This window comes from Variovorax sp. GW531-E2 (assembly GCF_059423125.1).
Genome location: NZ_JBWKXQ010000001.1, coordinates 142138 through 167561, shown reverse-complemented (window position 1 = coordinate 167561; position 25424 = coordinate 142138). Strand labels below are relative to the sequence as shown.

General features: G+C 71.9%; 14 protein-coding genes. 3 read left to right on the top strand and 11 right to left on the bottom strand.

The genetic code is table 11. The annotated features are described in order from the left end of the window. Positions 1 to 7 precede the first annotated feature (7 nt). The 9 genes from AC07XP_RS00625 to AC07XP_RS00585 form a co-directional block, all read right to left on the bottom strand. Complete coding sequence (locus AC07XP_RS00625; RefSeq protein ID WP_495263470.1) at positions 8 to 1867, bottom strand: putative porin; 1860 nt, start codon at positions 1865 to 1867, stop codon at positions 8 to 10. Beyond that, positions 1864 to 2607: an energy transducer TonB gene (locus AC07XP_RS00620; RefSeq protein WP_492735083.1), complete on the bottom strand. Its 744-nt coding sequence runs from the start codon at positions 2605 to 2607 to the stop codon at positions 1864 to 1866. The genes AC07XP_RS00625 and AC07XP_RS00620 overlap by 4 nt, the downstream gene beginning before the upstream one ends. Positions 2608 to 2617: 10 nt before the next feature. After that, positions 2618 to 3031, bottom strand: coding sequence for an ExbD/TolR family protein (locus AC07XP_RS00615; protein ID WP_062474100.1), 414 nt, complete (start codon positions 3029 to 3031; stop codon positions 2618 to 2620). A gap of 12 nt (positions 3032 to 3043) precedes the next feature. Then, positions 3044 to 4852 (bottom strand): DUF2341 domain-containing protein, encoded by a 1809-nt coding sequence (locus AC07XP_RS00610; protein WP_369646543.1) that lies wholly within the window; start codon positions 4850 to 4852, stop codon positions 3044 to 3046. An 80-nt stretch (positions 4853 to 4932) separates the two neighbouring features. Next, positions 4933 to 6585, bottom strand: a complete 1653-nt coding sequence (locus tag AC07XP_RS00605; protein ID WP_495263469.1) for a ShlB/FhaC/HecB family hemolysin secretion/activation protein — start codon at positions 6583 to 6585, stop codon at positions 4933 to 4935. 258 nt (positions 6586 to 6843) lie between these two features. Further along, entirely contained in the window at positions 6844 to 20490 is a 13647-nt protein-coding gene (locus AC07XP_RS00600; RefSeq protein WP_495263468.1) for a filamentous hemagglutinin family protein, read from the bottom strand. Between the two features lie 153 nt (positions 20491 to 20643). After that, entirely contained in the window at positions 20644 to 21645 is a 1002-nt protein-coding gene (locus tag AC07XP_RS00595) for a FecR family protein (protein ID WP_495263467.1), read from the bottom strand. Next, positions 21632 to 22192 carry an RNA polymerase sigma factor gene (locus AC07XP_RS00590; protein WP_095745876.1) on the bottom strand — a complete coding sequence of 187 codons (561 nt, stop codon included), beginning with the start codon at positions 22190 to 22192 and terminating at the stop codon, positions 21632 to 21634. Before AC07XP_RS00590 ends, AC07XP_RS00595 begins: the two co-directional genes overlap by 14 nt. 5 nt (positions 22193 to 22197) lie before the next feature. Further along, on the bottom strand, positions 22198 to 22920 hold the full coding sequence (locus AC07XP_RS00585; protein WP_495263466.1) for a secretin and TonB N-terminal domain-containing protein: 723 nt from the start codon (positions 22918 to 22920) through the stop codon (positions 22198 to 22200). Between the two features lie 234 nt (positions 22921 to 23154). Here AC07XP_RS00585 and AC07XP_RS00580 point away from each other — a divergent pair, with 234 nt between their 5' ends. After that, positions 23155 to 23526 (top strand): hypothetical protein, encoded by a 372-nt coding sequence (locus AC07XP_RS00580; RefSeq protein WP_495263465.1) that lies wholly within the window; start codon positions 23155 to 23157, stop codon positions 23524 to 23526. A 243-nt stretch (positions 23527 to 23769) separates the two neighbouring features. Here AC07XP_RS00580 and AC07XP_RS00575 read toward each other — a convergent pair whose 3' ends face one another. Beyond that, positions 23770 to 24027 (bottom strand): hypothetical protein, encoded by a 258-nt coding sequence (locus tag AC07XP_RS00575; RefSeq protein ID WP_062482654.1) that lies wholly within the window; start codon positions 24025 to 24027, stop codon positions 23770 to 23772. 266 nt (positions 24028 to 24293) lie between these two features. On the opposite strand from AC07XP_RS00575, the gene AC07XP_RS00570 reads away from it, so the two are divergent. Continuing rightward, the gene (locus tag AC07XP_RS00570) at positions 24294 to 24614 is read left to right on the top strand and encodes a hypothetical protein (RefSeq protein WP_062482657.1); all 321 of its coding nucleotides are present in this window, start codon (positions 24294 to 24296) and stop codon (positions 24612 to 24614) included. Between the two features lie 6 nt (positions 24615 to 24620). Here the strand turns inward: AC07XP_RS00570 and AC07XP_RS00565 are convergent, their stop codons facing one another. Beyond that, entirely contained in the window at positions 24621 to 25118 is a 498-nt protein-coding gene (locus AC07XP_RS00565; protein ID WP_062482660.1) for an arsenate-mycothiol transferase ArsC, read from the bottom strand. Between the two features lie 149 nt (positions 25119 to 25267). On the opposite strand from AC07XP_RS00565, the gene AC07XP_RS00560 reads away from it, so the two are divergent. Then, entirely contained in the window at positions 25268 to 25399 is a 132-nt protein-coding gene (locus AC07XP_RS00560; RefSeq protein WP_255221250.1) for a hypothetical protein, read from the top strand. Positions 25400 to 25424 lie beyond the last annotated feature (25 nt).

Sequence of the window (25424 nt, the reverse complement as noted above, 5' to 3'; positions counted from 1 at the left end):
CTTCTTCTTAGAAACGCGCATTGAATTCGAGCTGCAGGGTGTCGATCGACAGCGGCGGGCCGTAGACCTCCTTGGTCGAGATCCAGCGGCCGGTGAACCACATGTTCTTGTCGATCGCGTACGAGCCGCCCAGGAAGTAGCCGCGCGCATTGGTGCCGCCGCCGTGGAAGCTCGAATCGTTGTAGCCGTCGGGCATGGCGTCGGGCTCGATGCGCTTGTAGCCCGCGAGCACGTTCCAGTCGCCGCGCGCGGCCGGTGCCGGCTTGCCGTAGGTGGCCTGCAGCATGTAGGCGTTGCCGCCGCTCTTGAAGTCGGACTGGGTGGTGCCGCCGGTCGGGCCGAAGTTGTTCACGATGGCGCCGCGGATGCCGCCGCGCTTCCAGATGTCGTTGGCGTCGTAGGCGGTATTGCGCACGAAGTTGGCATCCAGGCGCAGGTTGTTGCCGGCCACCTGGGTGTCCCAGCGCAGGTTCAGGTCGATCAGGCGGAACTTGGAGGCCAGGCCCACGTACTGCGGCTGCGGCGTGCCGGCCGGGTTGAGCGGGTCGAGCGAGATGTCGCGCAGCAGCATGAGCGTGTTGCCCTTCTGCATGAAGGCCGGGCGCGACCAGTCGGTGCTGCAGCCGTCGGCGCCCGCGTACAGCGCGCAGGGCTCGGAGACCTGGCCGCTGACGTTGCGGAAGTTGTAGTACGCCAGCGCGCCGCGCACGCGGTTGTCTTCGTTGATCTTCCAGTCGGCGCCCACCTGCGCGCCGAGCAGCCACTTGTTCTCGCTCTTCATCTTGCGCTGGCTGCGCGTGGGCGAACCGTCCGCCGAGTATTCGAGCGGAATGAGGCCCAAGGTGCCGAACAGCGACAGGTCGCGGTTCGAAGCGAGCTTCTTGTCGAACTGCGCGGCAATGCCGTCGAAGTTCAGGTCACTCGAATACAGCAGGTCGGTCGACATGAAGGGGTTGCCGAAGCGGCCGCCGGTCACGGTGAGCCAGTCGGTCGGCTTGTGCGAGATCCACATCTGGTCGAGCCACACGCTCTTCTTGCCCAGGCCGCCGCCCAGCGTGGTGGTGGTCGAGACGGGGCTCTCGTCGCTGCCCGAGGCCAGGCGCACGCCGGCCTTGGTGTTCTCCGACAGGTCGGCCAGCAGGCCCACGCGTGCGCGGGCGCGGAACAGGTTGCGGCGGTCCTGGCGCGTGTTCAGGATCGACGGCAGCGACAGGTTGGTGTTCGGGTTGACGTCGTAGCCGGCGCCCTGGTTGAGCGAGGGCCAGTTGATCTCGATGTCGCTGTTGTTGCCGGCGTAGCTGCGCGACTCGTTGCGCACGCGCACGTCGCCTTCGAAGCGGATGCGCTTGCTCCACTCGGGCGTCTCGTTGGGCGCGGCCCAGCCTTCGTCCTTGGCCTGGGCCATGACCTGTGCCTTGACCTCGTCGCGGATCTGGTCGCGCACGGTCTGCGAGATGTAGGGCACGCGCACGTCACCCGCTTCGAGGCGCATGCCGCCCGCGACGGTGGCCGATGCGGCGGTGGCCGAGGCCGTCGCCTGGCGCTGCGCCTGCTGCGCGGCGATGGCTTCGGTCTGGGCCTGGGCCAGCAGCGCTTCGCCCACGTCCTTGGCGAGCGTGCCGCTTTGAATGAGGCCGCGGATCAGCTTGACCATGGCCGATTCGCCCGCGGGCGCGGCGGCGGTCTGGGCCATGGCGGTGCCGGCCGACAGCACGAAGGCGGAGGCCACGGCCGCCGCGAGCGCGCACTGGCGCAGGGCCGGCATCGCGCCCCGGCGCGGGAGGGTGTTGTGCAGGGTGTTCATCGCTTCGTTCACTGGAGGAAAGGAGTCGGGCCGGGCATCGGCCGTACAGGTGTGGAAAGTCATGGCCGGCGGCCTCTCATCGACACGCGCATCGGAAAGCGCATCGAGGCCGGCGGACGTTCGTCGACGCGATCGAGCCCGCGCACCAGCGCCAGCACGGCCTCGTCGATGTCCTCGGTGCCGGTGCCGCGCACCAGCTGGGCGCGCGTGGTCTTGCCGTCGGCGCCGAGCCACAGGTCGATCTGGATGTCGTCGAACACCAGCTGGCGCGTGCGCGGATCGCGCGACAGCGCCTGCTGCAACATGCTCGACACGTAGCGCGCGTACGAGCCGCTGCCCAGGCCGCCGCCGGCGCCGGTGCCGCTCATGCCGCCGCCGCTGCCGGCCTGGATGCCGAAGGCGTCGTTGCCGGCCTGGCCGGCGCTGTCCATGGTCACCGGGTCGCCCAGGTCTTTCGAGGGGCTGGGCGGCGCGTCGTCCTTCGGCGCTTCCAGCGGCTCGACCGGCTTGGGCTCGGGCTCGACCACTTCGGGCTTGATCTTTTCCGGCTCGGGCTCGGGCAGCTTCTCGGGTTCGGGCGGCGGTGGCGGGGGCGGCGGCAGCATCAGCGTGGGCGCGTCGGCCACCACGCGCTTCTGGCTCGCGGTGTCGGACAGGAGCCGCCACACGAGCAGCGCCAGCGCCACGACGATCGCCAGGCCGATGACCACCCCGCCCCAGCGGCGCCACAGCGCGGCCGTTCCACCCGTGCCGCTGGAGCGCGGCGCGGGCGAGGCAGAAGAAATCGGGTCGCGAGGGTTCACGCTCCGGTCCTCACTTCTGCTTGCCGGTCACGAGGCCGATCTGGTTCAGCTCGATGCGGCGCAGCAGGTCGAGCACGTCGACCACCTTCGCGTACTGCACGCTGGCATCGCCGCGCACGATCACGGGAAAGTCGGGCGACAGCGCCTTCTCGGTGCGCAGGCGCTCCTCGAGCTCGGGCAGCGTGACCGGGTAGGCGTCCAGGAACACGTTGCCGGCGTTGTCGATCGTGATGGCCTTGGTCTTGGGCTTTTCCAGCGCCACCGAGGCGCTGGCCTTGGGCAGGTCGACCTTGATGCCCGGGATGCTGGCGTTGCTGGTGAGGATGAAGATCACCAGCACCACCAGCAGCACGTCGACGAAGGGCGTGATGTTGATGCCGCCCGTGCGCTTGCGCACGGCGAACTTCGCGGCTGTGTTTGCCATGGTGCGCGGTCCTCAGGCGCGGCGCGCCTGCACGGCCACCGGCAGCGAGCGGCCCTCGCCCTGCTCTTCGGCCAGGCGCGTGACGAACTCGTCGACGAACACGGCCATGTCGGCGCCGATGGCGTCCGAGCGCGAGGCCAGCCAGTTGTAGCCGAACAGCGCGGGGATCGCGACGCCCAGGCCGGCGGCGGTACACAGCAGCGCGGCAGCCATGCCGGGCGCCACCGAGTTGATGTCCACGGCGCCGGCCATGGCCGCCACCACGAACACCAGCATGATGCCGATCACGGTGCCGAACAGGCCCACGTACGGCGCGCCTTCGATGGTGGTCGACAGCCAGTTCATGCGCTTGGACATGCGCTCGGTCTCGCGCACCATCACGCCGTCCATCGCGGCGCGGATGGCGCCGATGGTGGAGGCCGACACCGCGTTCAGGTCGTAGCCGCGGTCATGGCGACGGCGCATCTCCTCGATGGCCACTTCGTACAGGCGCCACAGCGAGGAATCGGCACGCACCTCCTGCGGCACCGTGTTGTTGGTGGCCAGGCGGTCCAGCGGTGCGCCCGCGGCTTCGCGGAAGTGCTCGATGAAGGTGGCGTTGGCGCGCGAGGTGGCGCCGAAGTTGCGGCCCTTGCCGATCATGATGGCCCACGACAGCGCCATCATCAGGCCCAGCAGGCCGACCACGATCCACGCGTCCAGCGGCATCGCGGCCAGGATGAAGCCGAAGTGGCTCTTGCCGGCCTGCTGCTCGTCGGGGCCGAAAGCGGCCAGGCGCGACTCGGCGCCTTGCGACACGGCATCGGCCAGCAGCAGTGCGTCGGGGCGTGCGACCTTCGACAGGCGCACTTCGTCGATCGCGCCGGTGAATGGCGCAAAGCCGGCGACGGGTGCTGCACCCGGTGCAGCGGGTGCGGTGGTCGGTGCATCGGCACCGAGCGCGGCCGCGGTGTTCAGCGCGGGCAGCTTCGCGGCCAGCGACACGGCCGGACGGCCGCCCACATACAGCGCGACGCTGTCGCCCTCGGCCTTCACCGCCAGGTGCGACCACTGGCCGGCCTGCACCGGCTGGCCGGGCGTGCTGCGCTGGCCGTTCACCTGCACGAAAGGCACGCCCTGGTCGATGCCGACCACGAGCTCGCCGGCGCCGTCGCGGCGCGCATAGATCGCCTGGCGCGCGCCGAGCGAATCGGGCTTGATCCAGGCCGAGAAGGTCAGCGTGCCGCCGGCCGTCACGGCCAGCGAGGGCGTGGCGGGCAGCATCAGCGCGCCGTTGCCGAGCTGGGCGCCCTTGCCGATGACCGTGCCTTCGACGGGCACCGCCGCGGTCTGGCCGTTGTTGCCGTAGGCGGTGGTGTCGCGCGGCGGCACCGCGCCTTCGGCGAAGTGGTAGACCAGCGTGTAGTCGGGGTCGAAGCTGCGCTGGCCGTTGCCCGAGGCCGGGGCCTTGGGGTTGCCGTAGTACATCCAGAGCTTTTGCGGCGTGCCGGCCGAGACGTTGGGCACGTCGACCCAGATCAGCGCGATGCCCAGCAGCGGATCGAACTGCTCGATCTGGTGGTTGAGCACGGTCTTGTCGTCGCCCGCGACAAAGCGCAGGTCGGCGCCGGTCTCGCTCACGCCCTCGAACTTGAAGTTGCCCGTGTGCAGGCGCACCAGCACCGGCACGCGGCCGGCATCGCTGCCGATGGCGCCGGCCTGCGGGCCGCCGTCGATGGTGACGGGTTTGCGGTAGGCCCATTCGGCCTGCCACCAGGCATGGGCCAGGCCCGGCAGGAGCGTGCTCAGCAGCGTGAGCGCGATGAAAAGAAGTCGTCGCATGACAGGGTTCTCCGGAAAGCTCGTGGAATGAGAAAAAAATCGAAAAGAGGAATGGCTGTTGCCGTCGGTCGTTCGTTCGGTCAGTAGCTCGCGGTGATGCTGAAATTCACCTGCGTGTCGTGCTTCTTGGTGCGCGGCCCGTCGACCAGCGGATAGCCGATGTCGACGCGGCCCGAGAAATACGTGCCCACCTTGAAGGTCGTGCCCACGCCCACCGAATACAGCGAGAAGCGCTCGGCCTGCTCGGGCAGCGGGCTCTTCAGGCGCAGCCGCGCGGCGTCGGCGAAGGCGTACACGCGCCAGTTCTCGACGGTGCTGCCCAGGAAGGCGAGCGGCTTGCTGCGCAGCTCGACCGAGCCGACCACGCCGTAGTCGCCGGTGGCCTCGGCCGAGAGGTAGCCGCGCACCGAGTTCATGCCGCCCGCGGCGATCTGCTCGCTCGAGACGAGCGGCGAATCGGTCATCTGCGCGTTGACGCGGAAGGCCACCTGCGTGCCACCCTCGAAGCTGTGCGCGCCGTTGAGGTCGGTCTTGAGCACCATGAAGCTGGGCGAGGCCTTGTAGCGCTTGTAGTCGAAGGCCGCCCAGTCGCTGCCGTACTTGAACGAACTGCTCGTGCCCGCCACCAGCGACACGCCCACGCCGTACTGGCTCTTGTCGGTCTGGCGGAAGCCCGAGTACGACAGCGTGATCGGCGCGTACTTGAGCGGCACGGTGTCGCCGCTGCCCTTGAGCGTCAGCGCTTCCTTGTTGTTCTTGAAGTCGACGCCGACGCTGAAGGCATGCCACCAGTTGCCGGTGTTGGGCACGGTGTAGGTGGCCTTCAGGCCGATCGAGTGGCCCTTGCCCAGCACGGTGGTGCCGCCCACGGTGGCCACGTTGCTGTCGGACACGAAGGCGTTGGCCTCCAGGCTCCAGTTCGTGCCCTTGAGCGGCGCGTTGTACGAGGCCGAGAACACCTGCGTCTGATTCAGGTCCTGCGGCGCGCCGAAGAAGCTGATGGAGGCGCTGTGGCCCATCTGCCAGAGGTTGTCGTGGCCCAGCGAGGCGCTGGCGCGCAGCTTGCGCGTGTCGGCGCTGTAGTCGTTGTTCAGGCCCACGCTGGCGCGCCACGGGCTCTGGTCCTCGACCTTCAGGTCGACGTCCATCGTGCCCGGCATCGCACCCGGTCGCACCAGCGGCATCACCTGGCGCTTGGGGCTGCGGTTGAGCGCGGTGAGCTCGGCCTGGGCCTTGTTGAAGTCGGGCACGCCGCCCTCCTTCAGCGCCGGCACCTGGTCGCGCACGTCGAGCGGCGAGTTGTACTCGGCGCCCACCACGCGCACGCGGCCCACGCGGGTCTCGTTGACCTGCAGGAACACCACGCCCTGCGTGACCTGCTGTTCGGGCAGGTCGACATACACCGACTGGTAGCCCGCCGCCTGGTAGGCCGCGAGCAGCGCGTCGCGCGCGCCCTCCACGTCCTTGAGCGTGCGCTCGGGGCCGAGGAAGGGCGTGACCGCCTTCTCGATGGCGCGGGCGTCCAGCACGGTGTTGCCGCGCACGATGTATTCGGCGATGTCGACCTTGCGGGCCGGTTCGGTGGCCGCGGGCGCGGCCGGTGGGGTGGCCGAGGTCGCGGCCGGCGTGGAGACAGCGGCAGGTGCTTGTGCGAACGCTGCCGCCGGGGCACCGATCGCCATCACCGCCAGCCACACCGCTCTCCAGCAGGTCGGTGGGGCGTTCTTCTTCATGTCATGCATTTACAGCTCGGTTCTCAAGGATGAAGCTCGCGTGGCAGCGGCTCATGGTGGAGAGCCTTCATGTCGCTGCTGCGTACCGATACCTAGACGCACGGCGTGCGCGGCGACTGTCGTTTGTCACGAAAACTTCATCAAGAAATCGGCACGAGGTCCGGCGCGGCGGGTTTCGCGCACATAAGAAGAAGGGCCTCCGCATGGGAGGCCCTTCTGTTTTTTCCGCCTGCGCGGGTAGCGCAAAGGTTCAGCCGCTCAGCGTTTCAGCCCCCGCTGCTCGCCCGGCGTGAGCGACTGCATCTGCGCGGTGGTGAGCGCGCCCGCGCCGAGCACCTGCACCACGCCCTTGGGGTCGTAGGCCGCGCCAGTGCGCTCGCGGCCGGCACCGGCGCCACCGCCCTCGCCGCCCGCGGGTTCGTTGCCGAAGCCGAGCACGCGCACGGTGAACACCGAGGGCAGTGCCTGGCGCTGGGCCGCGCGGTCGCGCTGCACGGCGTCCTGCGCCGCGGTGGCGGCCTGCGAGGCGGCGGCGCTGGCGTTGGTGAGCGCGCCCACGTTCACCGCCGCCACCACCGGGACGCCGGTGGACTTGCCCTGCACCTGGATGTTCTCGGCATTGGCCACGCGCAGCGCCGCCAGGTTCACGTTGCCCGACACGCGGATGCCCGCCTCGCCCGCGTCGATGGTGCCCAGCGGCGCGATCAGGTCGATGTCGCCCGGCGGCACCTCGGGGATCGGGTTCAGCGTGGCGATGCCGGCGCCGGTGTTGGGCGTGGTCGGCGACAGGCTGACGTTGCCGGCGTCGTCGTACAGGCGCCGCTGCGGCGTGTAGACCACGGTCGACTTGGAGCCGCGACCGGCGTTGATGTCGCCCTGCGCCGACCAGGCCAGGATGCCACCGCCGAAGGTGGTGAAGATGCGGCTCTGGCCCAGCAGGATGCTGTCCAGCGAGTAGATCTGCACCTCGCCCGCGCCCTGCGTCAGCACGCCCGAGCCCTCGCCCGGCACGAAGCCGCCGTCCACCCCCACCAGCGTGCGCCCGCCCGGCACGAGGATGTTCACGTTGCCGCCGAAGTTGGTGTGGATGCCGGCATCGAGCGCGTCGTACACGCCGATGTCGCTGGGCCGGCCGGCGGCCGTCCAGGCGTCGCGCCGCAGGTAGCTCTTGCCGGCCTGCGGGCGCTTGGTGAACGGGTCCGAGCTGCTCGCGTAGTAGTTGGCGCTGCTGAACATGGTCAGGTCGCCCTGGTAGCGGCGCGCGCTGCCGTCGGTGCCCTGCGCGGGGAACAGCGTGGCGATGGCCTCGCGCCCGCGCAGGTAGCTGCCCCGGCGCGGACCGCCCTCTTCGTTGTACTCGCGCCCGCCGGCGCGCAGCTCGGCGAAGTACACGTTGCGCAGGTACACCTGCTGCTGCTCGGGCGGCAGCGCGGCGAAGAAGGCCTGCGCGTCCATGGTGGCGGCGTCGAAGTGGCGGCCCTGGCTGTTGCTGCCGCCGAAGCGCTCGCGCAGCCAGTTCACCAGGTGCAGGCCTTCGGCCAGGCCGAACTCGCGCACCAGGTCGCGGCGCGTGCTGCCGCCGCCTTCGCTGCGCTGGCCGTCGATCTCGGCCTGCTTGCGCTTCAGGTAGGCATCGGCGCCGGCCTCGTCGCCGCCGTAGCCGAACTGCTGCGACAGCCAGCCGGCCAGCGTGAGTTCGCCGCCATAGCTGTACAGCGCGGTGCCGGGCTGGTCGGCGAAGGGCTGGCCGCTCGCGGCGCGGCGCTTGGGGTCGAGGTAGCGCGCGGCGAAGCCGGCCCAGTCCGGCCCGTCGCGGCCCACGCCCACCGCCACCGAGATGCCGGCGCCGCTGCTGCGGTCGCCTGGCTTCACGTTGACGATGGCGCCCAGGCTCTTGAGCTCGCCCTTGTCGGCCATGTACAGCTCGCGCCCGGCGCTCAGTACCAGCTCGCCGGGGCCGGCGATGTGGAAGCTGCTGTTGCGGATGTCGCGCCCGGCCTCCACCACCGACACGTCGTCGGCGTGGCGGTGCACGATCAGGTTGCCGCGCGCCGAGGCGGCGTTCAGCGTCTGCGGCTGCGGCGGCAGTTCCGGTCGGCCGGGAAAATCGCGCCCGCGCCAGCCCGCGCCCTCCGACGGCACGAGATCGACCTCGCCCAGCGCGGTGCCGGCACCGACGATGTCGCGCCCGGCGCGGATCGCCACCGGGCCCGCCCCTTCGTACCAGAGCCCGTTCGGCGTCGCCACGCCGGTGTTGGAGCCGCGGTAGACGATCGAGCCGGTGCGCAGGCCCACGATGTCGCCCTCCAGCGCATAAAAGCGCGACGGCGGCTGGCCCGCCGGCGCCACGTCGGCCACGCTGGGCGAGGTGAGCGTGAACAGCGGAAAGCGCAGCCACGAATTCTGGCCGTCCAGTGCAATGGAGGGCAGCAGCGCGTCGGCGGCCGTGTTGTGGATCAGCTCGCGGCCGTACCAGAGTTCGCCGCCCAGCGCGGCGAAGCCCGGCTGGAACGGGTCCACCAGCCGCGACGGATCGGCGCCCGAGGGCGTGATGGTGTAGCCCGCCGCGTGAATGGAGTCGCGCGCCAGCAGCTCCAGCTGCGCGGTGCGCTTCACCGCGTACTGCGGGCCGACCGGCGACGGCGCCAGCGTGAGGCTCCAGGGCGACAGCACCGGCCCGTTGCTCGATTCGTCGCGCACGCCCGAGCTCGCGCTGCCGTAGTACAGGCTGCCGCTGGCCGCCAGCGCGCGCAGCACCGCCGGGTAGACGAAGCGGCCGTCGGTCGCCTGGTGGTTGGTGCGATCGCCCAGGTCGGTCCAGCCCAGCGTCGGCGTGAGGTTGCCGCCGGCGCTGAACAGGTCGATCGCGGTCGACGGCGTCCATAGCGAGAACCAGGTCCAGCCCTCGCCCGGGTGCTGCGTGCCGTTGGCGCTGAAGGGCGTGCCGTGCGTGAGCGTGGGCACGCGCCCCGGATCGGCCACGCCGCCGAGCACCAGGTCGCCGCGCGCGTCGAGCCGCACGCCGGCATCGCCGGGGATCAGCACCGGGCCGCCCGAGGCGATCGACGAGCCGGCGACGTAGGGGCTGAGCGCGCGCGAGTCCTTCGGGCCGGGCGTGCCGAAGTCCAGCTCGATGCCACCCACCGCGCCGCTTTCCAGCCGCAGCGCACCGCGCAGGTTGGCGAAGACCCCGTTCAGGTCCAGCCGCATGCGGTCGTAGCGCTGAAGGCTGCCGGCCTGCCAGGTGGTGCTGGCGGGCACTGCGCGCACCTCGGGCGCCGGGTTCAGCGTGCCGCCGATGCGCACGTCCAGGTCGCCGCCGCCGGTCAGCAGCAGCTCGCCCGCGCGCGTCACGCGGCCGGTGCTGCCCACGGCGAGATGCAGGCCCTGGCTGCGCGCCACGTAGGTGGCGCTGTGGTCGCCCATCTGCTCCATCATCCCGGCGTTGCCGCCGGTCTCGAACACCAGGTTGCCGCCGCCCAGCGTGCCGATGCCGGTGAAGCCGACCAGGTAGGGCCAGAGGCCGCCGAGGTCGTAGGTCGTGCCCTCGTGGCCCGCGACGTAGCTGCCGAAGTTGATCCACCACGCGGTGGGCACGCCCTCGGCGCCCGGCACCACGCTGCCGGTGCCCTGGCGCCACAGCCAGTTGCCGAGCATGGCGCTGGGCATCTGCTTGCGGAAGATGCCCAGTTCGTCGGTCGTGCGGCGCATGTTGCCGCGCACGCCGATGGTGTCGCCGCGCGCATCGCCCTGCACGCGCATGCGCAGGTTGCCGCCGTGGTCGGGGTACCAGGCGCGGTACAGGCTCTGGCTGTCGACGAACTGCTCGAAGATGTCGTAGCCGCCGTTGAGCACCGTGCCTTGCGGGCCCTTGGCGCGCGGCAGGTGGAAGTCGGCGTCGTCCGCGCGCGCCGCGGCGCGCGTGCCGGCGGTGTAGATGCCGTAGGGCGAGCGCTGCGTGAAGTCGTTGCCGGCCAGCAGGTCCAGGTCGCCGGTGCCGGTGCGCACCACGCTGAACAGCGGCTGGCGCACGGGGTAGGACTTGAAGTCCCAGACCTCGGGGGTCTCGGAAACCAGGTCGCAGTAGCCGATGTCGCACATGCCCCAGGACACCTCCTCCGGCGTGACGATGCTGCCCAAGCTGCCCCAGCCTTCGTCGGCCGCCTGCTGGTTCCAGGCCCACACCTTGCCGCCGGAGACCAGCTCCTTCGTGAAGGCGTTGCCGTAGTGCGTGTCGGCCAGCAGCAGGTCGCGCTGCGGCCCGCGCGGCTGCAGCGCGCGGCTGTCGGCGGCCTGCGTGTCGGCGCCGGCCACCAGGCGCATCGACCACGACTGCGAGCCCTCGGCCAGCATCGGCGCGATGGCGAAGTTGCGGCCCTGGTTGCCGTCGCCATCGGCCAGGCGCAGCCGGACCGACGCCGCGCCGCCGGGCAGCACGACCACCGTCTCGGCCGGGATGACGGCGCCGCGCTGCAGCGGCACCTCGCGCGCCAGCACTGGGCCGTTGTAGCGGTAGAACGGCGGCTGGTTGACGTCCAGCACGGCACCGTCGGGGAACGGCAGCGGCACGCCGACCGGCCACAGCATCGGGCCGACCTTGGCCGCGCCCGCCAGCCGCACGCCGGGGTCCAGCTGCATGTTCGCGCCCAGCACGAGCGGCTGCGCCAGCACGGTGCCGGCCGCATGAAGGACCTGGCCGGACGCATCGCGCACCGCGCCGCCGAGCACGGTGCCCGCGGGCAGCGTGTAGCCCTCGGTGAGCACCGCGCGCACCGGCAGCACGGTGCCGGCGGCCAGGCTCATGGCCTTGAGCGGCGCCTGGAAGTTGAGCGCGCGCCCGGGCTGCAGGAAGGTGTTCTCGGCCAGCGTGACCACGCCGCCGCGCGGCACCACCACGTCGCCGCCGAAGGGCACGCGCCCCTTCAGCAGCACCCAGCCGTCGTCGTCGCGCGTGGCCGGCAGCGCCGAGGTGTCGAAGCCGTCGTTGATGCTGCCGTGGATCTTCAGGTTGCCGCCCGCGCGCATCACCAGCGCGCCGGCCTCGCCCGAGCCGTAGACGCCGGTGCGCTGCGTGCGCGCGTTGAGGCTGTCGTAGCGGAAGGCCGAGAGGTCGAGGTCGCCGTCGATCTGCAGGTCGCCGTCGGGCGTCCGGCTCACGATCTGCACGCCGGGGCGCAGGTGGAAGGCGTCGCCGTACGCGCGCAGGCCGGCCAGCCGGCCGTCGACCAGTGCGCCGTTGGCCAGCACGTTGCGCATGAAGGCCGTGCTGTCCTCGTGCTTGGCCTGCAGGTAGGCCTGGTCGATGCGCTGGTAGGGCCGCCCGCTGATGTCCGGGTCGGTGCCCGTGGGCGCGTCGTCGTAGCGGAAGAAGCCGTTGACGGTGATCGTGCGCGCGCCCTCGATGCGCTGCGTGCCGCCGGCGTCGATGTCGATGTCGTTGCCGCGCGCGCCGCCCAGGCGGGGCGCGTTGAGTTCCACCGTGCCGAAGGCGCGCGGCGTGCCATCGGTGCCGGCGCGCAGGTCCATGCGCGCGCCGCTCTCCAGCACGAGGCGGCCCTTGCCGCTGTCGATCTCGATGGTGGCGCGGTTGGGCGCCTCGATGGCCTGGCCGTAGCTGTCCACGCGCAGCCGCGTGCCGTGCGCGTCGAGTAGCGCGTTGCTGGCAATGGTGACGCCGTCGCGCGCCGCCAGCCGGATGCTGCCGACCTGCACGCCACCGGCGTCCACAGTGCCGGCCACGGTGAGGCGGCCGCCGTCGACCGAGAGGTTGATCTCGCGCGCCTTCAGCTCGTCGCCCACCACCAGGTCGCCCTGCTTGAGCTGGAAGCTGCGCTCGCCGACCACGCCGCCGTCGGTCAGGCGGCGGTTCAGGCCGGCGAAGTCGGCCAGGCGCTGCGCGCGCACGTCGATGCGCCCCGCCGCGTAGGGCACCGCCGTGCCGCCCGCGTCGTACTCGCCGCTGCTGCCGCCCGCGATGCGGCCCAACAGCTCGACCTGGCCGGCGCCCGCGCCGAGCGCGGTGACGGCCAGCCGGCCGGCACGGTTGTTCTGCGCCGAGAGATCGATCTGCGCGCCCACCGCCTGGCGCACGTTGCCCGTGCGGCTTTCGATCTCCACGTCACCGCCCCAGCTGTACTTGTCGACGTCGAAGAAGCGCAGGCGCCGGCCGGCCAGGTCCAGCCGCGCGCCGTCGTGCAGCTGCACGTCGCCGTCGGCGCGCAGCACCAGCTTGCCGCTGGGCAGCACCACGGCGGTGTCGAGCATCACGCTGCGTCCGTCGATGGCGATCTCGGCGCCCAGCGCGCGCGATGCTTCGGCGTCGGTCATCGTGGCCGGCTGCATGCCTTGCGGCGCGGCCACGCGCACGTCGCCGCCGGCGGTGTAGCGCATCACCGAGCCGGCCTCGCCGGTCAACAGCGGCGTGTCGATGCGCAGCGCGCCGCCCGTGCGCACATGGCCCTTGGCCGTCTCGTCCCACGCGCCCTGCGACTGGTAGACCGAGAGCGAGCCCTTCTGGCGCGCCGTGACCTGCTCGCTCGCGTTGAGTTGCACCTCGCCGAAGCCCAGCACCAGCCGGTCCATGTCGTGCACGGTGTCCACGCGCATGTCGCGCGCGGCGCCCAGCTCGATGCGCCGGGCGTCGATCTGCAGCCGGCCGCTGCCGGTGCCCGCCCCGCCGGTGGCCACCAGGCCGGGTGGCGTGCGGGTGCCGTTCCACACCAGCACGTCGGTGTGGATGCGCGCCACGCTGTCGGCATCGCCCCAGCCGTAGATGGCGGGCGTGGTCAGCATCAGGCGCGTGATCGTCGACTGCCCGGTGGCGGGGTCGATGGTCGACAGCTGCGTCGAGCCGAAGAAGTTGACCGCGTCGCGCACGGTGAACACCAGGTTCTCCAGCGCCGGCGCGCCGGTGCTGGTGTCGCCGCGCAGCAGGCGGTCGAGCACGGACTGGTTCAGCGTCAGTCCCGGCGGCAGCGCACCGCGCGCAGCGGCGTCGCCCAGCGCGCGTTCGCCTCCGACGTTGATGCCGCCCAGCGCCAGCACCAGGTTGCGCGTGCCGTAGCGCGTGCTTTCGCCGAGCGTGAAGGCCTGGTCGGTGGCGGCGGTGATGGTGCCTTCGGAATACAGCCGCGCGCCGGCGCTGCAGCTGCCGCTGGAGGCGCACACGCCGATGTCGATGCGGCCGGGGCCCGTTTGGCCGCCGCTGGACGCGGACGGCGGCTGGATGTCGATCCAGCCGTTGGACACCGCCAGCACGCTGCGCAAGCCCGGCTCGTAGATGTAGCCGCGGCGCGAGTCCCAGGCCGCCGGCCCGCGGCCCAGCGTGTCGATGCCGGCGCCGGACTCGACGGTGATGCCCGAGTCGCGGCGGTCGGTGACCAGGAACACCTCGCCCGCGCGCAGCACCGCGCCCTCGCGCAGCACGATGCCCTCGGCGGCGCTGCTGAAGCCCAGGCGGTTGGCGTCCCTCAGCCGGTCGGCCGCTGTGGCGTCCTGCACGAAGGTGCCCGCCGGCGCGCCGCCGATGGCCAGCTGCGCGGCGCCGATGGCGTTGAGGTCGCGCGCATGCAGCGAGGTGCCCTTGAAGTCCGGCGTGGGCGCGGCGCCGTCGCCCAGCACCTCGAAGGAGCGCGCCGTTCCGCCGATCACCAGCGCCGTGCCGCCCATGCCGTCGCCCACCGTGGCGTAGCGCGCGGTGCCGGCGAAGCGCAGCGCGGGTTCGCCGGGCATCTCGCCCGCCGAGCCCTTCAGGCCGAACTGGAAGCGCAGCGCCTTGGCGTCGCGCTCCAGCAGCGGACGCGGCACGCCGTCGCGCAGCGCCTGCGCCACGGCGAAGTCGGCATAACCGGTCTCGTTGTACTGCGCGTAGGTGCGCAGCACGTCGCCCGGCGTGAACACCGCCTGCAGCGGCAGCGCGTCGTGGATGCCGGTGCCGGCCACGCCCAATTGCGCGGGCGCGGTGTAGGAGCCGTTGCGCATCGCCGTCGCGCTGCCCGGCGCGCCGACCTGCGCGGCCAGCCCGTTGAGCTCGACGCGGAAGGCGCCGGGCAGCAGCGCGTAGGTGGAGGGCATCAGCGTGTAGCGGCCCGGCGGCAGGCCGGGCACGCCGGTGCCGACGGTGATCTGCCGGCCCAGCGCCGGATCGCTCGCACCCTTCTCTGCGCCGAGCGGCGCCTGCAGCGGCTGCACGCCCGGCACGATGGCATAGACCGGGTTGGTGGCCAGGCCGGGCAGCACGAAGCCCTTGCGCTGCGCGCCCACCTGCACCAGCGGATGCATGCGCGCGTCGGTGGAGCCGCCGCGCCCGGCCAGGAAGGCGGTGCCGGTGAGCGTGCCGCCGCCCGACATGTCGAGCACCGCGCCCTCGCGCACGTCCACCGCGTGGCCGGACAGCGTGATGGCCGGGCCGACGCCGGGCACGCGGTAGGCCACGTCCTTGCCGTTGAAGAGATAGGTCAGCCCGTCCTGCGTGCCGCCGTAGGGCATCAGCAGCCCGTCGGCGCTGACCGAGGTCAGGCTGCCCGCATGCAGCTGCACGGTGCTGGTGGCGGTGTCGCCGAAGACGCTGCCCAGCGCGATGCCGCCCAGCGGCGCGCGCAGCACGCCGCGCTGCTCGATGTGGGCGGCGTGGAAGGTGAGCGAACCGAAGGCCGACTGCGGCATGGCCGGTGTGTCGCCCACGCGCTCGATCACCAGCCGGCGGTTCATGTCCATCTCGGCCTGGCGGGTGCCCCACTTGTCGATGACGTTGCGCTGGCCGACCTGCACCAGCCCGCTGTCGCCGGTGGCCGGGTAGATCTGCGCCGCCGCCAGCGTGAGGTCGCCCGGCACGTAGAACCTGGCGTTGTTCGACAGGCGCAGGTCGCCGCTGCTGCGCAGCAGCGTGCGGTCGAAGGCGTTGCGCTCCACGACCAGCTCCTCGGACACGTTGCGCACGATGGTGCCGCGCACGCCCTGCTGCACCATGCCCGCCAGATCGATGAGCTGCGCGTCCAGCCGCAGCGAACTGCCGGCCGACACCAGCGGCACGCCCAGCGTGCCGGCCCCCCCGCCCGCGTTGCGCGAGCCGAGCACCGGGTTGGGCAGGATGTAGTCGTCGATCTGGGTGCGCCCGCTGGCGGCCAGGCGGATGTAGGGCGCGGCCAGCGTCACGCGCGCATCGGGCGCGGACGCATCGGCCAGGGCCAGCGCGGTGGTGGTCAGGCGCAGGCTCTGACCCAGCGAGAGATCGACGCTGCCGTCGAAAGACAGCATGCCGTGGCTGAGCAGCGACAGGTTGTCGAAGCCGCCGTCGTGGATGCGGTCGACGCCGATGCGCGCCGTGCCGTAGGCCAGCGCGCCGTGCGCCTGGCCCGGGCGCAGGCCGGCGGCGTCGGCCACCGCGCTGCGGCCCTGCACCTGCGCCAGCAGCATCTCGCGCGGCACGCGCACCGCGTCGTCGACGTTCTCGCCCTTCAGGTTGTAGCGCGCCACCGTGCCGTAGAGGGGCGTGTCCAGGTTCAGCGCCAGCATGCCGCCGGCCGCGCCCGCGCCACCCGCCGCGGCGCGCATGTCGCCGTCCAGGAACAGGCCGCGGAAAGAACTGAGCGCAATGGTGCCGCCGTGGCTGGCGACCTCGGTCGGGCCACGGCCCGCCAGGTCGAGCGTTGCCGACGTGCCCGAGGCCTCCAGCCGCGCGCCGGGGCGCAGCACCACGAAGGCATCGGCCGCGTCCACCTGCGTGGCATCGAGCACATGGCGCGCGCCGATCTCGATGGTGCCGCCGTTGGCCACCTGGCCGTAGCGGTGGCCGCGCGCGTCGGTGGCCACCACCGGGCGCGCGGCAACGTCGATCAGCGCGTGCTCGCCGATCCAGTACGAGCGTGCGTTGGGCATGCCGTCGGCCAGGTTGCGCGCGTTGCCCGTGCCGTGCTCGCCCGGCAGCAGCGCGACGCGCCCGCCCCAGGCCGAGAGCGTGCCATCGACGGTGATCTGGTCGTTGCCGCGCAGCGTGAGCGTGCGGCCGGGGTCGAGCGCGATGTGGGCGCCCTCGCCCACCACCAGCGGCGCGCGCTGGTAGAGCGTGCCGGCCTCCAGCGTCAGGTCGGCGCCGGCGCGCTGGGTGAGCTTCTGCTTCACCGGATCGTCCTGGTACACCGGCGGCATCCACAGCGGCAGCGCGATGGACGGGTCGGCGCCGGTGGGCGCGAGCGCGCCGGCGACGGGGTCGAAGCGCTGCACCGGCATGCGCACCTCCACGCGCGCGCCATCGGCCACCGCCACGCCGTCCTGGCCGCGCACCGTGTACTGCGCGAAGCCGCTGTGGAACAGGTCGGTGTCCAGGCGCAGCAGCGGTTGCACCGCGACCGCGCGCGGCAGCGCGGTGCCGGCGACGATCGGCGTGCCCGCGGGCATCACGGTGTCGGCGGCGGCCACCGTGCCGGCCTTGTACGACGTGGTCTTGGGCGGGATCGGCAGGCCCGAGGGGAACACGTCCTTGGGCAGCACGTAGCCCTGGGCCAGCAGGGTGATGGCCGCCAGCACGCTGCCGGCCGGCACCGTCTGACCCGGCTCGTAGCCCTTGCCGTCGAGCAGGAACGCCTGCGTGCCCGGCGGCACCACCCAGTCGGCGCCGGTGACGACGGTGCGCGCGTTGCTGACGCCGGGTTGCACGCTCTCCTTGAGCGCCTCGCCCGGCAGCGCACGCGACACCGTGACGGCAAAGTCCATCGGAATCTCGCTGCCGGCCGCGATCACGTAGTCGCCGGCCAGCCGCAGGTGCACGGTGCTGCGGCGCCCCGCCGCGAGCTGCCCGTCGCCGCCGGCGGGCAGTTCGCCGATGCCGATGGCCGCGCCGTTGGCCAGCGTCAGCTTGCCGCCGCCCTTCACGCCGTGGCCGCGCACCTCGCCGTCCATGCGCAGCGTGCCCGGGCCCGCGCCTTCGTTGCCGGGCTGGGCCGCCATCAGCGTCACGTCGCCGCCGCGGCCGCCGCGCAGCTCGTTGCCGGCCAGCAGGGCCGCGCCGCCCGACACATCGACGAGGCTGCGCGCGCCGAGCACCACATCGCCGGTGCTGCGCAGCGTGACCTGCCCGCCGTCCACGTAAGGCAGGCCCTCGATGCGGTCGGGCGACTGCGCGATGTGGCTCCACAAGCCGCGCGCATCCAGCCGCACGCCCTCGCCCACCACCACGCGCGGCGCGTAGCCGACCGGCAGCACGTCGGCAATGGAGATGTCGACCCAGCTGCCGCCGTTGGCGCTGGCGAAGCGGCTGACCAGGTCGCCCAGCGCGATGCTGCCGCCGCGCGCGACCAGGTCGGCGTCCACCGCCACCGTGGGCGCGTGCAGCGCGATGCTGCCGCCGGGCGCGACGGCGAGCGCGGACGTCACCGCCACCGTGTCGTTCGCATAGGCGACGACGCCGCCCAGGCGCTGGCGCTGCAGCCACTGGCTGTCGATGCGCACATGGCCCGCGAGCTCCTTCGGCAGCGCCTCGCCGGCGGCCAGCGCATCCGCCAACGTACCGGGCGCATCGGCGAAGGTGACGCGGTCGACCCGCGCGGAAGGGTTGTCGCGCAGCAGGCCGGTGGCGGCGTCGTAGACCGGCGCCACGCCGCCGATGACCAGGCGCCCGGCCAGCGGGGCCGCGGTCTGCAGCTGGCGGTAGCTGTCCAGGCCCGCATCGCGCTTGCGCTGCTGGCGCTCGCCCTGGAACACGGTGGCGTCGATGTCGCCTTCGAGCACCGCGGCGCGCGTGCCGACCTGCACCTGGCCGGCATCGCGGCCCACGGTGTAGCCGTTCTCCAGCCGCTCGCGCGGCGCGATCAGCGGGTTGTAGAAGTAGCCGGTGGTGGTCTTGCCCCAGCGCGCGTGTTCGTCCTCGAAACCGCGGTACAGGCCGGTGTAGACGATGTCGGCCGGCGCGGTCGACAGGTTGTACAGGCGCCCGTCGGGGCCCTTGAGCCAGCTCTGCTGCAGCCGGCCGGTCTGCACGTCGAGCGTGCCGCCGGCCACGTTGATGCGCGAGCCGCGCTGCGTGACCAGCTCGCCGCCGGCGAAGGCCACCGTGCCGCCCGACGCGGCCCATTCGCCGACGGTGTGCCCGTCGGTGTTGAGGTAGCCGCCGACCTCCAGCAGGCCGCCGCCGGTGTACCAGCGCTCGCCGGCGTAGCCGTTGACGCCGGCCGCCACGCGCACGAGGTCGCGGCGGTCGATCCACATGTCCAGGTTGTTCAGGCGCTTGCCGTCGCGGTTGAGCGGCGCATCACGCTGCTCGTTGCCCTGCACGTTGATCTTCACGTTGTTGGACGCCATGGCCACGCCGACGCCGACCGCGCCGGCCACGTCGATGGCGGCGCCGCTGGCCACGCGCGTGCGGCGCGCGGCGCGCGCCTGCACCTGGCCGCCGGTGGCCAGGGTGAGCGAGCCGCCGTCGAAGTCGATGTCGCCGGCCGAGTCGATCTTCACCAGCGACTGGTCGCGGCGGTTGTAGCCGCCGTCGCTCAGGCGCATCGAGTCTTTCAGCAGGGTGTCGCGCTGCACGTCGAGCGCGGTGGCGCCGTCGTTCTCCAGCACGATCGCGCTGGTGCTCTGCGGCGCCAGCGTGACGCGCGCCTCGCCGGCCTCGCCCACCGCCCGCAGGTGCAGCGTGCCGCGCGTGTTGACGGAGCTGCTGGACAGCAGCACGCCCTGCTGCTCCACGGTCTTGCCGACCAGGGTCACGTCGCCGGTCGGCGCGGCGATCAGGCCGGTGTTGCGCACGCGGCCGGCGGCGCTGCCGGCCAGGCGCAGCGGATCGACCTCGTTGCCGCGCGTGCTCGAGTCGCTGTTGCCGTCGGTGCCCATGCCCTTGCGGATCACGAAGGCGTCGCCGGCGGCCAGCACGGTCTGGCCGTTGGCGGTCGTGATGCTGCCGTGGTTGTGCGCCTCGCGCCCGGCCAGCAGCACGTAGCCGCCACCCTCGGTCACGCTGGTGGGCCGGCGCGTGGCGATGCGCGCGCCGGGCTCCACCACCACGTCGGCGGTGGCCGCGCCGTGCGTGGCGCCGGTGGCGTGGAGCACCAGGTCGTTGGCCAGCACCGGCACCTGGGTGCTGCCGCGCGTTTCGCTGTACAGGCCCCGCTTGAACTGCGCGTCGCTCATGCCCACGGCCGCGGCCACGAGGTTGCGCGTGTCGACCTGGCTGCTGCCGCTGAACACGATGCCGTTGCGGTTCACGACCATCACCGTGCCGTCGGCCTGGATCTGCCCCTGGATCTGCGAAGGCCGCGCCTTCGGGTCGTTCACGCGGTTGAGCACCGACCAGCTGGCCTGCTGGTCGAACTTCACCGTGGTGTTGCGCCCGACGTTGAAGGTCTCCCAGTTGAGGATGGCCTTGTCGGCCGTCTGCTCGACCGTGACCACCGTGCGGCCCGCGGCCTGGCGCTGCGAATCGGTCGTGAGCGGGCGTGCGTTGTGCCAGCCGGCGGTGAGCGCGTTCGTGTCGACCTTCAGGCCGCCTTCGGCCAGGCCGTCGGGCACCGAGGGGTCGTGCTGCGCGGCGGCGCGCGCCGCGGCCTGCGCCGACTGCTGCGCCGCGATGGCGCGCGCCGCCAGGTTCAGGTTGCCGAGGGACTGCTGCAGCTGTTCGTTCGCACGCTGCTGCTGCGCCTGCGGCCCCGCGAGCATCGCAGCAGGCAGGCCGTTGGGCAGGCGGCCGGTGGCCAGCGCGGTGCTCTGCGCCATGTTCTTCTGCGCCATCCACGCGCCGCTGAACGCCTGCTGCGCCTGCGCGCCGTCGAACGCGGCGCCGCCGGCCAGCAGCAGCGCGATGGCGCGCACCAGCGGCGTGAACCGGACCTGCGCGAATGCGGCAGACGAATAAGAAGAAGAGGACGCGTTCGGCGGATTGCGCCGGGACACCGTGCGGCGGCTGCTGCGTTGCATGCGGACTTCCATGGGTTCGTGTTTCGTTGCTCGATCGGGGCCACGAAGCGCAAGGGCCCGTGGACTACCGAGCTATGACAGCGAAGGTCCGGCGCGACTGCACCATGTCACGAAATCTTCACGAACACGCGGATCGGCACGCTGCGACGCACTTCAGGCGCTGGCGGCGCCCAGCAGCACGATGCCGCCGGGCAGCTGCGTGAGTTCGGCGCCGTACACGTCGCGCACGAGGAAGGCCACGTCGTCCAGCCGGTCAATGGAGAAGCTGGCCTGCACGCGGCTGCGGCCCAGCGCCTCGTTCGTGAGGATGAGCCGGCCGTGGCGGTAGCGGTTGACCTCGGCCACCACCTGCGACAGCGGCACCTGGTCGAACACCAGCTGGCGGCGGCGCCAGGCGACGACGGGGCCGGTGTCCACGCCCGTCACGACACCGAGCCCCGCGGGGCCGTAGCGCAGCTGCCGGCCTGCGTCGAGCCGCGCCTGTTGCGTGCCCTGCGCCACGTCGACCTGGCCCGCCAGGCAGGTCACGCAGACCTCGCCGTCGAGGTGGCGGATGTTGAAGCGCGCGCGCGTCGCCGACACCGTGCCGCCGCCCGCCGCGACCGTGACGCGCGCCGAGGCCGGGCCGCCGGCCAGCACCTCGGCCTCGCCGGACACCAGCTCGATGGCTTCGCCTGCGCTCTCCGTCGCGCCGCGGCGCAGGTTGATGCGCGTCTGCGTGTTCATCTGCAGCACCACGCCGTCACCCATGGCGACCTCGCGCTGCTCGCCGGTGGCGGTGCGGTAGTCGTCGCCCCACTCGGCGACCGAGGGCCACAGCGCCAGCGGCGGCGACACCGCGAGGTAGGCGACCGACGCCGCGACCGCGCCCCCCAGGAAGGCACGGCGTCCGGGCACCGGCAAACGGCGGTGGGCCGCTTCGCGCGCTTCCTGCTGGCGCACGCGCTGCGCGGCCGGCGCCATGGCCTGCCACACCTGGCGCGCCTGCACGAAGGCCTGCGCGTGGTCACGGCTGCGCGCGCACCAGCGCCGGAAGGCCTGGGCGTCGTCTTCGGTGGCCTGTTGCGAGCCGAGCCGCACCACCCAGGCTTGCGCTTCGCGTTGCAGGGTCTGCTTCATGGCCTCGGTCGCCTGGGGTTCTTCAGCGGTCATCATGGGGAGACTGTTTTCCGGCGCCAGGACCGAAGCGCTGGATGAAATCCCGGCCCAGCCGCTCGCAGCAATGTTCCAGGCCGGCGCGCAATTCCTTCTCGACGGTGCGCGCCGACACGCCGTAGCGCGCCGCGATGTCCTTGTGCGGCATCTCGTCGACGCGCGCGGCCAGCACGATGGCGCGGCGGCGGCGCGGCAGCTCGGCCAGCGCGCGCTCGAGCGCCTCGAGTTCGTTGCGCGCCTCGGCGCCGCGCGCAGGGTCGGCGGCCTCGTCGGCCATGTCGTACAACGCCTCGACCTCGCCCACGCTCAGCAGCCGCGAATTGCTCTTGCGCTGGTCTTCCGCGACGTTGAGCGCGATGCGGAACAGGTAGGCCGAGGGGTAGCGCACGGCGCTGCGCACGGTCGAGTTCTCCACGCGCAGGTAGGCCTCCTGCAGCGCGTCGTTGGCGAGGTCTTCCGAACCGAGGCGGTGGTGCAGGTGCTTGCGGAACTGCGCATAGCGCGCGAGGAACAGCGCACGCAGCGAGGCCTTGATTGATTCGGACATGCGACTCAGCCTGCGCGCGCGCGCAGGTACGGCCGGCAGTCGCGCGCCGGGTCGGGGCGCGGGGTCAGCAGCAGCGTGACGGGTTGCGGCAGCGCGGCCGGCGGCGGCGTGTCCAGCCCGAGCGTGCGCAGGCTGGCGAGCACCGTGGCGTCGCGCGCCGGCACGCCGCTGCCCTCGAGCAGGCGGGCCTCGGTGACGGCGCCCGCCGGGTCGATCCACAACTGGACCGCGAGCCGGTAGCGGCCGAAGGCGTCGGGCTGGGCGATGCACAGCACGCGCGTGACCGCCCCCTGCAGCACGGCCGCGTAGGCCTGCAAGGCCGGGACGTTGCCGGCCGTGGGGGCACCCGCCGGCGCGCGTTCGTCGGGGACGGCGGTCGCCGACGGTGCCGGCACGAGCGTGAACGCGCTGGCGCCGGTGTAGCGCGCCACCAGCCCGGTGCCCACGAGCATCCGCTGCAGCGCGTCGCGCGGTGCGAAGTCGCCCTGCACCGGCGACGCCTCGCGGCCGTCGGTGAGGCGGCTGGTGACGAGCACCGAATGCCCGGTGAGGTGGCCGAAGACGGCGAGGGAGCGCGCCAGCGGCTGCGCCGGCAGATCGAAATGCAGCGCCGGCGCGTCGCTCGCCATGTCGTCGGCTGCCGCGGCGTGGGCGGCGCACATCACCAGCGCCATGACCAGGCACCAGGACAGTGTCAGGCCACCGCCCGATGCGGAAGTACGTGTCATGTGACGGAGGATCAACAGCAGCAACGAAGGGTCTGGAAAGCGGCCGTCCGCCGTGCGGCCCGGGTGAGCGTGCGGGCGAGACTAGCGACCGCGCATGACCGACATGTGACGTTTCGTTCACACTTCCGACCTCGCGAGATTCCGTCTTCTTCCTGACTTGCACGGGGCCCAGACTGCCCGGTTGGCCGTGGTCGCGGCACGGCGTTTCTTCTTCTTTTTTCCTGGGGTGCAACGATGCGCGTCGGTGTGTGGCTGTTCGGCGTGATGCTCTCGGTGATCGGCACTGGCGCGTCGGCGCAGACACCGCCTTCCGGCGGCGGCGAGGCCGACGGCAGCTGCGTCGAAGTGGTGGTGAACGGCGAGCGCACGCCCGCCTACGACTGCCTGACCCGCAAGCTCGCACCCACCCTGCCGGCACGCGGGCCGGACGACGCGGCGCCCGGGCTGGCTTCGGAAGCGATCACGCAGCGGCCGGGCAATCAGTTGGGCTTGTTCAACCGCGCGGCGACCGGGCACCGCATGGGCAACACCTTCGGCACCTCGGTGTATCCGCAGCGTCCGCCGCCGGCGGTGTACACCTCGCCGCTGCTGCCGCCCCGGCCCTGAGCGAGGCCATGCGGGAAAAGAGGCCGGGCGTTCAGAGTTGCTGGGTCACCAGCACCACGAACCCAGCCAGCGAAATGGCGGCGCCCATGGCTTTCCTGAAGGTCTTCAACATGTCGTGTGCTCCATCGGTGAGATCCGTGAGCCTCGATGGTGCGCCGCTTGCGGGCGCAGCGGGTTTGGCAATCCCGATGGCCGGGATAGAAAAACTTCAACCGCAGGTGCGGCGGGTGCGGGTGAACCCGGTCAGCTCGCCCGTGCGCCGGTCCGGGCTTCGGCGAGCGACAGGCGCTCGCGGGCGAACTGGCTGGCCCGCAGGCGCACGCGCGCGACCGCGGCGTCCAGCGAGGGCTGCTGCATGAAGACGAGCACGCCGCGCTTGAGCCCACGCAGGCGGAGTTCGGCCACGCCGGCATAGCGGCCGCCGGTGGTCTGGCGGATGTCGATCTCGCTGGACCAACCGTCGGAAAGTTCGACGAAAAGATGTTGCTGTGTGGCGCTCATGTCAGTGAGGAGCTTAGGGCTACTGCCGGCGCCGCCCTAGGACATAGTTCCTAGGTATTAGCATTTAATTTCGTTTAATAACAATTTCACGCGCTTCGCGCAAAGGGACACCATGTGTGAACATCCGCATGACTTTCGGCACTCGCGCCGAAACAGCGTGCCATCTAGGATGGAGCGGCCGTGATCCGTCTCCCTCTTTCTGCGCATCCTCCCGACCGGCCTGCCCCGCAGGTCGACACCGTCCGCCCCGATTTCCGCGCCGCCGCATGAAGGACGAGATCCACTCCGCCGAGCACCTCTACACCATCGAAGTCGAGGGCCGCAACGTCACGGTGCGCGACGTGATGGTGGCGGCATTCACCTACCGCATCAAACTCGAGGAACTGCTCGGCTCGCCCCGGCAGGTCGCGCACTGCTACCGGCTCTGGCGCCGGCTCGAGCGGCTCGACGAGCCCCCCATGACCCGCCTGGACATCAAGTACGCCACCGCCTGGCGCGACGCGCATGCGCAGGCCTGGCAGGTGGCGCAGGTGTTTCTCACCGACCCGCACACCAAGACCTTCGTGCTGCGGCTCGCCGCGCCCTAGAACGCCTCAGCGCATGTGCGCCATGTCGCGGATGTCGGAGCGCAGCGCACTGCGGTCGGCGCCCACGAGCGGCAGGTTGACCAGCAGCTCGAGCCGGCGGCGCAGCGAGTACAGCACCTGCAGCGCGCCATGCGCCGCGTCGTCCGGGCCGGTGTTGGCGCCAGCCACGTCGGGGTAAGGCCACAGCGCCGCATCGGGCTGGCCGGGCCAGCGCGGCTGCAGCGGTTCGAGCGCGGGGTCGAGCGTGATGACGACATCGGCGTTGTGCGATCCCGCGCGCGCCAGCAGGTCCCAGCTGCGCGGCGGCGAGGTCGGCAAGGCCATGCCGGCGCTGCCCAGCGCCTCGACGGCCGCGGGGTGCACGTCCGCCGCCAGCCGCCCCGGCTGCCCGCACGAGCGCACCGAAAAGCGCTTCGCATCGAGGTGGGCAAGACAGGCCTCGGCCAGCACGCTGCGCAGCGAATTGCGCCGCGAGACAAAGACAACCTCGATCCGTTTCTGCATGGTCAAACGACTATAGCCACGCCGTGTGGCAGGTGGGTGCCGAGGCACAGGGACCCTTTTGCAGACGCCTGTTTACCCCGGACCTGCAGACATGACAAATAAGTGTAAACACTCGTAAACCTTGCGGGATGGGTCGGCGTTAGAACCGCATGACAACCGACCCCTCCCTCGTTGTGCTTGCTTTCCTGGTCGGTCTTGCCGCGGGCGTGACGCTCATGAGCATGCTGGCGGTCCTGCGTTCCGACCAGGACATGCCGCACTCCGAGCACACCCGGCTGTAAGGCAGACCGCGGGCATCGCCTGCCG